We start from the raw sequence: 13,839 nt of genomic DNA, 5'->3' as shown, positions 1-13,839 counted from the left end.
GTCAGACTCGTTGAGAATTCAGTGCGGGTTCGGGTCGGGTCAGCGGCCGCCCCGCCATACGGGCCACCAAGTCTAGCAACCCCTGCCGGGCATTGCCGTTTTCCTGACCCTTGATGACCCGATCCACGCGCGCGGCCTCGCCCAGCAGGCCCCGCGCCGCGCTCAGGTCCAGGCGCGACATTGCCTGGCGCAGGGCCTTCTGGCCGTCGCCAAAGCTGCCCTGGAACGCCTCGCGGTCGGGCGCGCCGGCCGCCTTGCGCTCCATCGCCTGCACCAGCAGCCGGCATTCGCGCGCCAGCGCCCACAGGATCAGCGGCTCCGCCTGCCCCTCGTCCAGCAGCCCCTCCAGCATGCGCAGGGCGTGGCGGACATCACCGCGCAGCGCGGTCGGGGCCAGGGCAAACAGCTCGAAGCGGGCGGAATCCGTGGTGGCCTCCGCCAGCACGGTCTCGTCGATCTCGGTCGCGCCGGCCAGTGCCAGCTTCTCGATCTCCTGGCGCGCGGCCAGCAGGTTGCCCTCCACCCGCGCGACCAGCAACGCCAGCGCCGGGTCGGTGATGCGCAGACCGTTCTTCTGCAGCCGCGCACGGATCCAGCTACCCAGCTGGGCCGGCGGCACCGGGCGCGCGTGGATCACCACCGCACGGTTCTCCAGGGCCTTGAACCAGGCCGCCCGCCGCATGTCGCGATCCGGCCGCGGCAACTGCAGCAGCAGAACCAGGTCAGCCTGCGGGTCGCCGGCGTAGGCCTTCAGGTGGTCGCCACCGGTCTTGCCCGGCTTGCCGGTCGCCAGGCGCACGTCCAGCACCGTGCGCTCGGCAAACAGCGACCGGTCGCGGATCGCGGCCTCGAACGGGCCCCAGTCCGATTGCGCGGTCAGGTCCAGCACCGTGCGCTCCAGGAAGCCCTGCTCGCGGGCGGCAGCGCGGATCGCATCGGCCGCCTCGATCGCCTGCAACGGCTCCTCGGCCAGCAACAGGTAGATCGGCGCGAGCCCGCGCGCCAGATCCTGCTCCAGGCGGGCGATATCCAGCGCCATTACGGGGCCGGGTCCTCCGCGGCTTCGCGCAGGCTGCCGTCCGGCTCGATCAGGGCGGCGATCCGGCGCTGCAGCTGGCTGACGATGTCGCGGTCCATCGCCTCGCGCAGGGTGGATTCGCGCTCGCCCCGGCTGAGCACCGCGGTGCCATCGAACAGATAGATGCGCGAGGCGCGCATTGGCCCCAGGTCGACCGCCTCCCCGTCCACCGGGCGCAGGCGCGCGTCGACCGTGCGCACCAGTTCGTACTCGGACACCCGCGCGGCCTCGGTCACCGACAGGGTGCGGCGCTGATCGTTGACCGAACGGATCTCCAGGATCGCACCCTGCCCCTCCGGGCGCTGGCGCACGACGTCCACGCCCGAGGAGCCCAGGGTCACGGCCAGTTCGCGGTACAGCGAGTCGCGCGCATTGATGCCAGTGATCTGCACCGGATTCAGTGTCTCCGGCCACTCGCTACTGCCACGCAGCTGAAAGCCGCAGGCGGCCAGCGCGGCCACCAGGACCAGTACCAGACCCGCGCGCAAAAGGACGCTCATTGCGGCTTCACCACGAAGTTGACCAGACGGCCGGGAATGACGATCACCTTGATCACATCCTGCCCCTCGATATGGCGCTGCACGTTTTCGTCGTTGCGCGCAACGGTCTCGATCGCGTCCTTGTCGGCCCCGGACGGGACCGCAATCTCGGCACGGCGCTTGCCGTTCACCTGCACCGCCAGGGTCTCCTGCGCGGCCTGGCGTGCGGCCTCGTCGACCTGCGGCCATTGCGTGGCGGCCACCAGCTCGTCGTAACCCAGGGCCCGCCACAGCGTTTGGGTCACGTGCGGGATGATCGGGGCCAGCATGCGCACGATGCCCTCCAGCGCCTCCTGGCGAACGGCCGCGGCCCCGGCGGCGTCCTGCGGGAACTTGCCGAGGTCGTTCAGCAGTTCCATGTTCGCCGCCACCGCGGTGTTGAAGGTCTGGCGCCGGCCGATGTCGTCGGTAACCTTGGCGATGGTGTCGTGCAGCTTGCGTCGCAGTTCGCGCCCGGCATCGTCCAGCGCGTCCGTGTCCAGCGCGCCGGGCATCTCGCCGCCCACGTGCTCGTGGACCGCGCGCCACAGGCGCTTGATGAAGCGATGCGCGCCCTCCACGCCGGAGTCGGACCATTCCAGCGACAGGTCCGGGGGTGCGGCGAACATGGTGAACAGCCGCGCGGTATCCGCGCCGAAGCGCTCGATCAGGGCCTGCGGGTCCACACCGTTGTTCTTTGACTTGGACATCTTCTCCATGCCGCCGACCACGACCGGAGCCCCGTCCTCGCGGTGGCGCGCGGCCTTCACCGAGCCGTCCTCGGCACGCTCCAGTTCGACGTCCGCCGGGTTGATCCAGTCCTTCCCGCCGTCACTGCGCTCGCGATAGAAGGTTGGTGCGATCACCATGCCCTGGGTCAGCAAGCGGGTGAACGGCTCGTCGGAGGCCAGCAGGCCCTCGTCGCGCAGCAGCTTGTGGAAGAAGCGCGCGTACAGCAGGTGCAGCACCGCGTGCTCGATGCCGCCGACGTATTGATCCACCGGCAGCCAGTGGTCGGCGCGCGCATCCAGCATGGCCGTGTCGTTGTCGGCACAGGCGTAGCGGGCGAAGTACCAGCTGGATTCGAAGAAGGTGTCGAAGGTATCGGTCTCGCGCCGCGCCGGATTCCCGCATTCCGGGCACGGCGTCTCGAAGAATTCGGGCATGCGCGCCAGCGGCGAGCCCGCCCCGTCCGGGATCACGTCTTCCGGCAGGCGCACCGGCAGATCCGCTTCCGGGACCGGCACGGCGCCACAGGCCTCGCAGTGGATCACCGGGATCGGGCAACCCCAGTAGCGCTGGCGCGAGATGCCCCAGTCGCGCAGGCGGTAGTTGCGCCGGCGCCGGCCCAGCCCGGCCTGCTCCAGGTGTTCGGCGATCGCGGCCTTGGCCGCCTCCGATGCCTGGCCATCGAAATCGCCCGAGTTCACCAGCACGCCAGCCTCGGTGAACGCGGCCTGCTGCACATCGACCGTGGCGCCATCCGCCGGGGCGATCACCTGGCGGATCGGCAGGCCATATTTCGTCGCGAACTCGTGGTCGCGCTCGTCATGCGCGGGCACGGCCATCACCGCGCCGGTGCCGTATTCCATCAGCACGAAGTTGGCGACCCAGACCGGGACATCCTCGCCGGTCAGCGGGTGGCGGGCGGTGAAGCCCAGCGCGCGGCCCTTCTTCTCCATCGTGGCCAGGTCCGCCTCGGCCACCCCGCCCTGCGCGCAATCCGCGACAAACGCGGCCAGCTCGGCGTCCTGCTCCGCCAGCGCCTGCACCCGCGGGTGCTCCGGCGCCAGCGCCATGTAGGAGACGCCGAACAGGGTATCCGGGCGCGTGGTGTAGACGGCCAGCGCCTCGCCACCGTCCACCGCGAACTCGAGCTCCACGCCCTCGGAACGCCCGATCCAGTTGCGCTGCATGGTGCGCACCTGGTCCGGCCAGCCGTCCAGCTCGTCCAGGGCCTCCAGCAGCTCGTCGGCGTAGTCGGTAATCCGCAGGAACCACTGCGGCATCTCGCGGCGCTCGACGACCGCCCCGGAGCGCCAGCCTCGGCCCTCGATCACCTGTTCGTTGGCAAGCACGGTCTGGTCCACCGGGTCCCAGTTCACGGTCGCCTTCTTGCGATAGACCAGGCCCTTCTTCAGCAGGCGCACGAACAGCCACTGTTCCCAGCGGTAGTAGTCGGCGTCGCAGGTGGCGAACTCGCGCGACCAGTCGTAGGCAAAGCCCAGGCGCTTGAGCTGGGTGCGCATCTGCTCGATGTTCTGCCGCGTCCAGGCCGCCGGCGGCACGTGGTTCTGCATCGCCGCGTTCTCGGCCGGCAGGCCGAAGGCGTCCCAGCCCATCGGCTGCAGCACGCTCCGCCCCTGCATGCGCTGGAAGCGCGCGATCACGTCGCCGATGGTGTAGTTGCGCACATGCCCCATGTGCAGCTTGCCCGAGGGATACGGGAACATGGACAGGCAGTAGAACGGCTCGCCGGCGGCATCCTCGCGCGCACGGAAGCAGTCGGCCTCCTCCCACTGGCGCTGCACCTGCGCCTCGATCATCTCCGGGGAATACTGCTCCTGCATGTGGCCCACCTGCCCTGTGTGTTCGCGTGAAACAAAGAACTGCGCAGAATACCAGTCGCCCCCACCCCCTCCAAGCGGCTGGGATACGGCCCGGCCACCCCTCGCCACACGTCTTCGATGTGATATCCGTCACGCAACTCCGGGAACAGTACCCCTACCTGACTGCCACAAGACCTACATTCAAAGAAAGCGGTTGGCAAAACGTTCCAAGGAGGCAGGTTATGAGCGAAGAGAAAGACGTGGTCCCCATGCTCCAGCGCGCCTATCCCGAGGACTTGGGGGAAACGGTCCCCGAACACACGCCGGAGACGGATTCCCCGGCCATCCGCGAGATCGCGACGGAGGACCTGGGCACCTGGCTCGGCAAGGGCTGGCGGGACCTCTGGCAGATGCCAGTGGCCCTGGTGCACGGCCTGGTGATCACCCTGGCCGCGCTGATCCTGCTGGGCCTGTCCTGGAATCAGCCATGGATGGCCTTCTCGCTTCTGGCCGGCATCCTGCTCCTCGGACCCGTACTCGCCGTCGGTGTGAACTACCTCGCGCTGCAGAAAGAGCGCGGCGAGCCGGGCGGTTCCGGCCTCGGCTGGCTGGGGCCGATGGGTGGCTCGATCTGGGCCTTTGCCGCGCTGCTGGCCATCCTGTTCGTGATCTGGGCCAGCTTTGTGTGGATGTGGATCGCGGTGCTCAACATCGGCGAAATCGCGGTCATGGGGCAGTTGCATCACCTGGTGGGCGCGATGCTCAGCAGCGGCGCCGGCATTATCTCGCTGGTCGGGGTGGTGGTGGCCGCCATCGTCTTCGGCCTGGCGGTATTCGCTCTCAGCCTGGTCACGATCCCGGCCCTGCTGGATCACCGGATACGCGATGATGCCCCGCAAAAGAGCCTGATCGAATCGATCGGGGTCAGCCTGAAGGCCTTCAGCCACAACCCGGGTACGCTGATCCTGTGGGGCCTGATCATCACCGCGCTGTTCATGGTCTCGGTGGCGACTGCGCTGCTGGCGCTGATCGTGATCTTCCCCTGGCTGGGCTTTGCCATGTGGCACGGCTACCGGGATCTGGTCGACGCCCGTTAATCCCCAGCGACGCCCCACGCGATGGGTCCGACCCCGCGTCGGGCCCATGCCAGTCCACCTCGCGCTCCATCTCGGGTCGGCGGACGGAAGCTCCGGGGGACACCAATTGATGCCCCCTCAGGCATCCTCCCCGGAGGGGCCGCCCGGCGTGGCTTCCGCATCGTCATCGCGGGACCCGCGCCGATGGCTCAAACGCGCAAACGCCGCCAGGCGATCGGCGACCACGCGGTTGAAGCTGCCCGCCGGGAACCCCCCCCACGCGCCGCGTTCACCCGCCGTCATCCCGGTCAGGAGCTCGATGGCCTCGTCCACCGTGGCTACGGGGTAGACATGGAATCGTCCCTCCGCGATCGCCTCGCGGACGTCGTGGCGCAGCATCAGGTTCTCGACATTACTCCCCGGCAACAGCACACCGTGACCATCCAGTTCGCCGGCCTCGCGACAGACGTCGAAGAAGCCCTCGATCTTCTCGTTGACCCCACCCACGGCCTGGACCTCGCCATGCTGGTTGAGCGAGCCGGTAACCGCCAGCGACTGGCGCAACGGGATCCGCGCGATCGCCGACAACAACGCGCAGGTCTCGGCCACCGAGGCGGAATCCCCCTCGATGTCGCCATACGACTGCTCGAAGGCCAGGCTGGCGGACAGCGAGAGCTCGCTGTCCTCGGCATAGTGGCTGGCGATGAACCGGGACAGGATCATCACCGCCTTGCTGTGCACCGGGCCACCCAGCTTGGCCTCGCGTTCGATGTCGACCACATGGCCCTTGCCCGAGCGCGCGGTCGCGGTGATCCGGATTGGCCGCCCGAACATCGCGTCGCCCAGCTGCAGCAGCGACAGCCCGTTGACCTGGGCAATCTGCGCCCCGCTGGTGGCGATCAGCACCACCCCGCGACGGATCTGCTCCAGGCTGCGGCGCTGTAGCCGCGCACCGCGCTCCTGGCGTTCCCGGATGGCCTGTTCGACATGCCCGGCGCCGACGACGTCCGCGCCGGCCTTCCTCGCCCAGTGGTCGGCCTCCAGCAGCAGGTCGCGCAGGGTGCGATCGTGGGCCGACAGCTTGCACTGGTCGCCGGCCAGACGGCTGGCATGCTCGATCACGCGCGCCACCGCCTCGCGGTTCAGCGGCCGTAGTTCGACACGCCGCGCCATCGTGGCCAGCATGCGCGCATACAGCACATGACTGGCGTCGCTGCGGTCCAAGTCGTCCTCGAAGTCGGCCTCGACCTTGAACAACTCAAGGAAGTCCGGATCGAACGCGGACAGCAGGTAGTACAACAGGCGATCACCGATCAGCACCACCTTCGGGGTCACCGGAATGGGATCCGGCTCCAGCCCCACCGCACTCACCAGCCCGAACAGGCGCTCCAGGGACTCGATGCGGATCTCGCCGGAAAACAGGACCCGTTTGAGGCTCTCCCAGGCCAGCGGCTGCGTCAGCACACGCCGGGCATCCACGATCAGGTAACCGCCACTGGCCCGGTGCAGGGCCCCGGCGCGCACCAGCGAGAAATCGGTAACCAGGGCCCCCTCGTGCACCTGGTGCTCGATCAGGCCGGTCAAGTGCTGATGATTCGGCAGGTCCTCGTAGATCACCGGGGCGCCCCGCGTGTCCGCGTGATCCACCAGCAGGTTGATGCGAAACCGTTCCAGCAGCCCCTCGGGCGGGGCATGGCTACGGCCGCCGCGAAACGCCTCCGCGTGTCTCACCACCTCGTCGAGGATCGCCTCCAGATGCTCGACCACCGCCGGCCGGTGCGACCATTTCTCCTTCAACTCGTGGATCGGACCGCCCAGGGCCCATTGCAGCATCTCCGCATTCAGGGCCCGAATCTTCTCCTGCAGCTCCTTGCGCAGGCGAGGCACCTGGTGCATGACCTGCTGCAACTTCTCCTGCAGCTCCTCGACCTTCTCGTCGATGCGCCCGCGTTCCTCCTCGGACAGTGCGTCGTATTCCTCCGGCTTGAGGATCTCCCCATCGCGCATCGGCGCGAACGAGAAGGTGTGTGGCGCGCTGATCAGGGCAATGTCGTGCGCCTCGGCCTCTTCCTGCACCTTGCGCGCGCCCTCGGTCTGGGCCTCTTCAGACGCATCCTTCAGCTCCTGCAGGCGCCGCTGGTATTCCTCGCTCTCGAACGCGGCCGGGATACTGGCATGCAGGTCTTCGATCAGACGGTCCAGGTCCGCCTGAAGGGTTCGGCCCTCGCCGGCCGCTAGACGAACGGCCCGCGGACACTCCGGCTGCTGAAAGTTGAACACGTAGCCCCAGTCCGGCGGGGCAGACTCGTCGGCCGCGCGGCGCTCCAGAAAGCGTCGCACCAGGTCGTGCCGCCCGCTGCCTGCCGGCCCCAGCACGAACAGGTTGAAACCATTGCCACGCATCGACGCACCGAATTCGAGCGCACGCAGCACGCGTTCCTGGCCACAGGGCAACTCGAGCGCCTCCAGCGTCTCGGTGGTCTCGAAATCCAGATGCTCTGGCGGGCACCGCTGATAGACCTGCTCCGCGGTCAGGGATGCGGGTCGCGTCATATCCGTCTCCACTGTTGTTAGCCCCTACCTTGCGGGAGATGCAGCTCAATATGCACCCCCTGATTGCCGGTAACCAACGAAACCCGCTCCCGTGACACTGGTGCGGCCCGGCCATCGTGCTACCTTGGACGCATTGACCATCCGAAACGTCCCCGAACGGGACACACAGCCACATATCGATCAGCGAGGAGCAGCGCATGAGCGACAAACCCAGGGATACGGCCCCGGAACACGACCAGGAACGCGAGCACCGGTTGAGCGATGCCTACCACCGCATGCTGAACGAGGTCACCGAGGATCTCGAAAAGCTGGAGGACAAGACCAGCAAGGCGATCACCGAGGCTCTGGAGAACGCCCGCGACCGCGTGCAGAAGGCCAGTGACCTGACCCGCGAAGAGGCTCACGAGGTGATGGACTACCTGCGCCGCGACCTGCAGGATCTGGGCGCCTACCTCGACAACCGCAGCTCCGACTGGCGTGGCTGGCTACAGATCGATCTGGGTCTGATCGAGGCCAGCATCAAGAACGCCCTGGAACGCATCGCCGACCGCACCCGGATCGAGATCACCGAACTGACCGCGCGCGCCCAGGTGATGGGCGAGTGGCACACCGGCGAGATCACCGGCCCCGGCGAACTGCTCTGCAAGCAATGCGGCCATCCCGTGCACATGACGAAGGTCGGCCGCATCCCGCCGTGCTCCAACTGCCACAACACGACGTTCCGTCGCGGCCCCGGCGGGACCGAGGCCGAATAACCCGTCAGCGTCGGCGGCGACGGCCGACCGCGGCACCGGCAACCACCAGCACCAGCGCGGCCAGCACGGCCGGCCCCGCCCCGGTGGCGGTTGCCGGCGTCACGCCGTGGCGAGGCTGCAGCGTGCCCGTGACTACCTCGCGGGTGAAGATCCCCGAACGCTCGAGTATCCGGCCATCGGCATCAATCAGGGCCGAGATGCCGGTATTGGTTGCCCGGATCATCGGGCGCCCGGTCTCCACCGCCCGTACCCGGGCAATCTGCAGATGCTGGGCCGGGGCGAGGCTGTCGCCAAACCAGGCGTCGTTGGAGACGTTGACCAGGAAGCCGGCCTCCGGCAGCGCGGCGCGGATGTGGCGCGAATATGCCGCTTCGTAGCAGATGCTGACCCCGGCGGTCTGACCGGCCACCCGCATACGCCCGTCGCCGGTGCCCGGGGAAAGGTCGGACATCGGGATCGCCAGCAACCGGTCCAGCCAGTCGAGCTGGCCGCGCAACGGGATGTACTCGCCGAAGGGGACCAGCTGGCGCTTGTTGTAGCCGGCCCCGGTGGTCACGTTGACCACCGAGTTATACACATGGCGTCCGGCCGACGCATGGTCGAAGACCCCAGTCAGCAGTTCGCTGTCATGCTCCGCCAGCGACTGGGCGAGCTGCCCGAGTGGCTGCTGGACCTCGACATAGAACGCCGGGATCGCGGTCTCCGGCCAGACCACCAGGTCCACCTCACCCGCCTCGCGGGTCAGTTCCTCGTAGACCCCCAGCGAATACTCGATGCCATCGGCATCCCACTTGCGCGCCTGATCGATGTTGCCCTGGACCATGGCCACCGAGATCGTCTCGCCGCCCGGCTCCACCCAGCGCGCGAGCCCCAGCGACAACGAGGCGATCACCAGGGCCCCCACCAGGCCCGCGCCCAGCCAGCGCTGCCGGGTCAGAAACACCAGGACCAGCGCCACGGCCAGCAGGGCCACCACCAGCCCCGCCCCCAGCTCGCCGACCAGTGGCAGCCAGGGCTGCAGCGGCGTGTCGAGCACGGTGTGGCCGAACAGCAGCCAGGGGAAGCCGGAGAACAGCCAGGAACGCGCCAGCTCCATCAGCACCAGGCCACCGGCCAGCGCCAGCAAGCCGGCCGGACGCCCCAGTGGCAGGAAGCGCGCCGCCAATCCGGCCAGCAACGCCGGATAGCCCGCCAGGGCCAGTACGAATAGCACGGTAATCAGCGAGGCGACCACCAGTGGCGCCTGCCCGAACACCAACAGGCTATTGAAGATCCAGCTCACCCCCATCCCGAAGAATCCGAGGCCGAAGGCATAGCCCGTCCACGCGGCTCGGCGCGGTCGGGCACCCGGCAACAGGGCGAACCACACGGCCAGGGCCAACGGGGCGGCCAGGAACCAGCCAACCGGGGCAAAGGCCAGGGTTGCACCCGCCCCGGCCAGCAGGGCAACGAGCCCGGAGGCCCAGGGCGGCAGGCGTTCGACAAGGGTCTGCATGCCGATCAGGGGATGTGGCGGTCGTCCGGCTCCCGGGCCGGACCATCGAACGGCTGCGAGCCTTCACCGGTGGCAGCCTGCATGTCCGGCTCCGGCAGGCGCATCTCCAGCAGGTGCAGGCGCCGATTGTCGGCGCGCAGGACGCGGAACTGCATGCCATCCACGACGATCTGTTCGCCACGGCGCGGGACATGCCCGAAATGCGACAGCACCAGGCCCCCGATGGTGTCGAAGTCGTCCTCGCTGTAGGCGGTCTGGAAGTAGGCGTTGAACTCCTCCATCGGGGTCAGCGCCTTGATGGTGTAACGCCCGCCGGGGTGCTGCATGATCTGGGTCAGGTAGTCCTCGACATCGTGCTCGTCCTCGATCTCGCCAACGATCTGCTCCAGAACGTCCTCGATGGTCACCAGGCCGGCCACGCCGCCATACTCGTCCACCACGATCGCCATGTGGTTGCGGCTCAGGCGAAATTCCTTCAGCAACACGTTCAGACGCTTGCTCTCCGGCACGAACACCGCCGGGCGCAGGATCTCCTGCATATCGAAGGCGGCATCGTCCGGCTCGCCAAAGAAGCGCAGCAGGTCCTTGGCGAGCAGGACGCCGACCACCTCGTCGCGGTGATCCCCCACCACCGGCAGGCGCGAATGCGCGGAAGCGACCACGTCCGGGAGGAACTCGGAGAGCCCGGCGTCGCGGCGCACCACTTCCATCTGCGCGCGCGGGATCATGATGTCGCGCACCTGCATGTCGGCGACGTTGAGCACCCCCTCCAGCATGGTCAGGGCCTCGGGATCGACCAGCTCGCGGGCGTGGGCACCGCGCAGGCACTCGATCAGCTCGTGTCGGGTCGCCGGCTCGCGGCGCGGGCGCAGGATCTCGCCGGCGCGGATCAGCCAGCGCCGCCAGATCGGTTGTTCGTCGGGTTCGGGTTCAGGCATCGGGGGCGGTTCCGGCAGGATGCGGCGACAGGACGCGGGCCGGAGGGTCGGCATCGTAGGGGTTGGGATAGCCTAACCCGGCCAGGATCGAGGACTCAATTGCCTCCATCCGCGCGGCCTCGTCCGGCGTCTGGTGATCCATGCCCTGCAGGTGCAACATCCCGTGCACCACCATGTGGTGGTAATGGGCCGCCAGCGTCTTGCCCTGTTCCGCCGCCTCGCGCGCCAGCACCGGCACGCACAGGACGATATCACCGAGATAGGCGCTCGCCTCGGGCGGCAAGCCCGGCGGCAGCGCCGGCGCCGGGAATGACAGCACATTGGTCGCGTAGTCGCGTCCCCGGAAGGTGTGATTCAGCGACTGTCCCTCCTCGGCCTCCACCAGGCGCAGAGTGACTGTGGCCGCGCCCGCCCCGCGCCAGGCGGCGCGGGCCGCCCGGTGCAAGGTGGTGGGGCCGGGCAGACCGGCACGCGGAACAGCGTATTGCACCGCGATTTCAAGCGCCATCGGCACTCCGCCCGGAACCGGGCTCCGACTCCCCAGCCGGCTTGCCAGACGCATGGTCGTGGGCCTCGTAGGCCTCGACGATGCGCTGCACCAGCGGGTGGCGCACCACGTCACCGGCCTGGAAACGGGTGATATGCACCCCCTCCACGCCCTGCAGGATCTGCATCGCGTGCTTGAGGCCCGATCCCTGCCCCCGCGGCAGGTCCACCTGGGTGATGTCGCCGTTGACCACCGCAGTGGAGCCGAAGCCGATGCGGGTCAGGAACATCTTCATCTGCTCGAGGGTGGTGTTCTGCGCCTCGTCGAGGATGATGAAGGCCTCGTTCAGGGTGCGCCCGCGCATGTAGGCCAGCGGCGCGACTTCGATCACCTGGCGTTCCATCAAGCGTGCCGTCTGATCGAAGCCCATCAGTTCGTACAGGGCGTCGTACATCGGCCGCAGGTAAGGGTCGATCTTCTGCGCCAGATCGCCGGGCAAGAAGCCCAGGCGCTCGCCGGCCTCCACCGCCGGACGCACGAGCACCAGGCGCTGCACGCGGTCCTGCTCCAGTGCGGCGACCGCGGCGGCCACCGCAAGGTAGGTCTTGCCGGTCCCGGCCGGGCCGATGCCAAAACTGAGATCGTGCCGCGCGATCGCGGACAGGTATTTCGCCTGACGCGGGCCGCGACCACGGATCACCGCGCGTTTGAGCCGCAACGCGGGATCGTCGCCCGTGCCCTCGGGCTCCGCCAGCCCCTCAACATGGGCGGTCTGCAGCGCGGTATGCACCTGCTCCAGGCTGACCGGTTCTTCCTGCGCCATCCGGTGCAGGTCGTGGATCAAGGCCCCGGCCGCCTTCACGGCACCGCCCGGCCCGGTGAGATTGAAGCGCGGCCCGCGATTGTGCACCGCCACGCCCAGGCGTGACTCGATCAGGCGCAGGTGGGCATCCAGCGGCCCGGAGATCCGCGCGAGCGTCTCCTGGTCACCAGGCTCCAGGGTGAAATCCAGACGATTGGCCATGCTTCGGTTTCCCTAGGCGCCGACGGCAGCGGGCATTGTCCGCTCCACCGTACGCCCGCGCAGGGAATGTGCCAGGGCCTCGGTAATCTCGACCGGGATCAACTGCCCGATCAGGCCGGGGTCCCCGGCGAAGTTGACGATGCGGTTGTTCGCCGTGCGCGCGGCCAGTTCGCCGGGGTTGCGCTTGGCCGGACCCTCCACCAGTACCGGCTCGATGTTGCCCACCATGGACTCGTTTCGCGCGCGGCCGTTCTGCTCGATCAGGGCCTGCAACTCGGCCAGACGGGCCTTCTTGGTCGCCATCGGCACGTCATCCGGCAGCGATGCGGCCGGGGTGCCCGGGCGCGCGCTGTAGATAAAGCTGAAGGAGAAATCAAAATGCAGCTCCTCGATCAGCTTCATCGTCGCGGCGTGGTCGGCGTCGGTCTCGCCGGGGAAGCCGACGATGAAGTCCGAGGAGAGATCCAGGTCCGGGCGCGCCTCGCGCAGGCGGCGGATCTTGGACTTGTATTCCAGGATCGTGTGGCCGCGCTTCATCTGCGCCAGGATGCGGTCGGAGCCGCTTTGCACCGGCAGGTGCAGGTGACTGACCAGCTTCGGTTCGTCGGCAAAGGCCTGGATCAGCGAATCGGAAAACTCCACCGGGTGCGAGGTAGTGAAGCGGATACGTTCGATCCCGTCGACCGCCGCGACATAGTGGATCAGCAGGGCCAGGTCCGCAGTGTCGCCGTCATCCATCGGCCCGCGGTAGGCATTCACGTTCTGCCCCAGCAGGTTGATCTCCCTGACCCCCTGCGCGGCCAGCGCGACCACCTCGGCAATCACGTCGTCGAACGGGCGGCTGATCTCGTCGCCGCGCGTATAGGGCACCACGCAGAAGCTGCAGTACTTGGAGCAGCCTTCCATCACCGAGACGAACGCACTCGGACCGTCGGCCTTCGGCTCCGGCAGGCGGTCGAATTTCTCGATCTCGGGGAAGGAGATATCCACCACCGGGGCGCGCTCACGGCGCACCGACTGGATCATCGCCGGCAGGCGATGCAGGGTCTGCGGGCCGAATACCAGATCCACGTACGGGGCCCGGGCGCGCAGGGCATCGCCCTCCTGACTGGCAACACAACCGCCCACACCGATGATCACCTCCGGCCGGCGTTCCTTGATCTGCCGCCAGCGCCCCAGTAGCGAGAAGACCTTCTCCTGCGCCTTCTCGCGAATGGAGCAGGTGTTCATCAGCAGCAGGTCGGCCTGCTCCGGATCATCGGTACGCTCCGCCCCGTGCAGCTCACGCAGTGCGTCGAGCATGCGATCGGAGTCGTACTCGTTCATCTGACAGCCGTGCGTCTGGATGTAGACCTTGCGGATCATG

11 protein-coding genes are annotated in these 13,839 nt (G+C 68.1%); 2 read left to right on the top strand and 9 right to left on the bottom strand.

Features of this window, described 5'->3' with window-relative positions:
• Nucleotide 1: 1 nt before the first annotated feature.
• Genes holA through leuS form a run of 3 tightly spaced genes read right to left on the bottom strand, consistent with a single transcriptional unit; the run spans nucleotide 2 to nucleotide 4,166 of the window.
• Complete coding sequence (gene holA / locus F622_RS0110170) at nucleotides 2-1,039, bottom strand: DNA polymerase III subunit delta (RefSeq protein WP_019571869.1); 1,038 nt, start codon at nucleotides 1,037-1,039, stop codon at nucleotides 2-4.
• Nucleotides 1,039-1,578 carry an LPS assembly lipoprotein LptE gene (gene lptE / locus F622_RS0110165; protein WP_026304845.1) on the bottom strand — a complete coding sequence of 180 codons (540 nt, stop codon included), beginning with the start codon at nucleotides 1,576-1,578 and terminating at the stop codon, nucleotides 1,039-1,041. The genes holA and lptE overlap by 1 nt, the downstream gene beginning before the upstream one ends.
• Nucleotides 1,575-4,166: a leucine--tRNA ligase gene (gene leuS / locus F622_RS0110160; protein ID WP_019571868.1), complete on the bottom strand. Its 2,592-nt coding sequence runs from the start codon at nucleotides 4,164-4,166 to the stop codon at nucleotides 1,575-1,577. Before leuS ends, lptE begins: the two co-directional genes overlap by 4 nt.
• Nucleotides 4,167-4,387: 221 nt before the next feature.
• Here leuS and F622_RS0110155 point away from each other — a divergent pair, with 221 nt between their 5' ends.
• Nucleotides 4,388-5,242, top strand: a complete 855-nt coding sequence (locus tag F622_RS0110155) for a DUF2189 domain-containing protein (protein WP_018146427.1) — start codon at nucleotides 4,388-4,390, stop codon at nucleotides 5,240-5,242.
• Between the two features lie 117 nt (nucleotides 5,243-5,359).
• Here F622_RS0110155 and F622_RS0110150 read toward each other — a convergent pair whose 3' ends face one another.
• On the bottom strand, nucleotides 5,360-7,774 hold the full coding sequence (locus tag F622_RS0110150; RefSeq protein ID WP_018176982.1) for a Lon protease family protein: 2,415 nt from the start codon (nucleotides 7,772-7,774) through the stop codon (nucleotides 5,360-5,362).
• 197 nt (nucleotides 7,775-7,971) lie between these two features.
• Between F622_RS0110150 and F622_RS0110145 the strand changes: the two genes are divergently transcribed.
• Entirely contained in the window at nucleotides 7,972-8,529 is a 558-nt protein-coding gene (locus F622_RS0110145; RefSeq protein ID WP_018168196.1) for a zinc ribbon-containing protein, read from the top strand.
• Between the two features lie 4 nt (nucleotides 8,530-8,533).
• Here the strand turns inward: F622_RS0110145 and lnt are convergent, their stop codons facing one another.
• The 5 genes from lnt to miaB are packed head-to-tail and all read right to left on the bottom strand — an operon-like array spanning nucleotide 8,534 to nucleotide 13,838.
• The gene (gene lnt / locus F622_RS0110140) at nucleotides 8,534-10,024 is read right to left on the bottom strand and encodes an apolipoprotein N-acyltransferase (RefSeq protein ID WP_019571867.1); all 1,491 of its coding nucleotides are present in this window, start codon (nucleotides 10,022-10,024) and stop codon (nucleotides 8,534-8,536) included.
• 5 nt (nucleotides 10,025-10,029) lie between these two features.
• The gene (locus tag F622_RS0110135; protein ID WP_018176983.1) at nucleotides 10,030-10,962 is read right to left on the bottom strand and encodes an HlyC/CorC family transporter; all 933 of its coding nucleotides are present in this window, start codon (nucleotides 10,960-10,962) and stop codon (nucleotides 10,030-10,032) included.
• On the bottom strand, nucleotides 10,955-11,470 hold the full coding sequence (gene ybeY, locus F622_RS0110130; RefSeq protein ID WP_018952077.1) for an rRNA maturation RNase YbeY: 516 nt from the start codon (nucleotides 11,468-11,470) through the stop codon (nucleotides 10,955-10,957). Before ybeY ends, F622_RS0110135 begins: the two co-directional genes overlap by 8 nt.
• Nucleotides 11,460-12,473: a PhoH family protein gene (locus F622_RS0110125; RefSeq protein WP_018952078.1), complete on the bottom strand. Its 1,014-nt coding sequence runs from the start codon at nucleotides 12,471-12,473 to the stop codon at nucleotides 11,460-11,462. The genes ybeY and F622_RS0110125 overlap by 11 nt, the downstream gene beginning before the upstream one ends.
• A gap of 12 nt (nucleotides 12,474-12,485) precedes the next feature.
• Entirely contained in the window at nucleotides 12,486-13,838 is a 1,353-nt protein-coding gene (gene miaB / locus F622_RS13465; RefSeq protein ID WP_018168201.1) for a tRNA (N6-isopentenyl adenosine(37)-C2)-methylthiotransferase MiaB, read from the bottom strand.
• Nucleotide 13,839 lies beyond the last annotated feature (1 nt).

This window comes from Thioalkalivibrio sp. ALMg3, from assembly GCF_000381225.1.
Taxonomy (GTDB): domain Bacteria; phylum Pseudomonadota; class Gammaproteobacteria; order Ectothiorhodospirales; family Ectothiorhodospiraceae; genus Thioalkalivibrio; species Thioalkalivibrio versutus.
Note: the sequence above shows the minus strand (reverse complement) of the source record. Positions and strands in the feature narration are given on the sequence as shown.

Bases quoted from the DNA above. Each gene is read 5' to 3' on its own strand.
- F622_RS0110125 (WP_018952078.1), bottom strand. From the start codon at position 12,473: ATGGCCAATCGTCTGGATTTCACCCTGGAGCCTGGTGACCAGGAGACG.
- holA (WP_019571869.1), bottom strand. From the start codon at position 1,039: ATGGCGCTGGATATCGCCCGCCTGGAGCAGGATCTGGCGCGCGGGCTC.
- F622_RS0110155 (WP_018146427.1), top strand. From the start codon at position 4,388: ATGAGCGAAGAGAAAGACGTGGTCCCCATGCTCCAGCGCGCCTATCCC.
- ybeY (WP_018952077.1), bottom strand. From the start codon at position 11,470: ATGGCGCTTGAAATCGCGGTGCAATACGCTGTTCCGCGTGCCGGTCTG.
- F622_RS0110145 (WP_018168196.1), top strand. From the start codon at position 7,972: ATGAGCGACAAACCCAGGGATACGGCCCCGGAACACGACCAGGAACGC.
- F622_RS0110150 (WP_018176982.1), bottom strand. From the start codon at position 7,774: ATGACGCGACCCGCATCCCTGACCGCGGAGCAGGTCTATCAGCGGTGC.
- lnt (WP_019571867.1), bottom strand. From the start codon at position 10,024: ATGCAGACCCTTGTCGAACGCCTGCCGCCCTGGGCCTCCGGGCTCGTT.
- F622_RS0110135 (WP_018176983.1), bottom strand. From the start codon at position 10,962: ATGCCTGAACCCGAACCCGACGAACAACCGATCTGGCGGCGCTGGCTG.
- leuS (WP_019571868.1), bottom strand. From the start codon at position 4,166: ATGCAGGAGCAGTATTCCCCGGAGATGATCGAGGCGCAGGTGCAGCGC.
- lptE (WP_026304845.1), bottom strand. From the start codon at position 1,578: ATGAGCGTCCTTTTGCGCGCGGGTCTGGTACTGGTCCTGGTGGCCGCG.
- miaB (WP_018168201.1), bottom strand. From the start codon at position 13,838: ATGATCCGCAAGGTCTACATCCAGACGCACGGCTGTCAGATGAACGAG.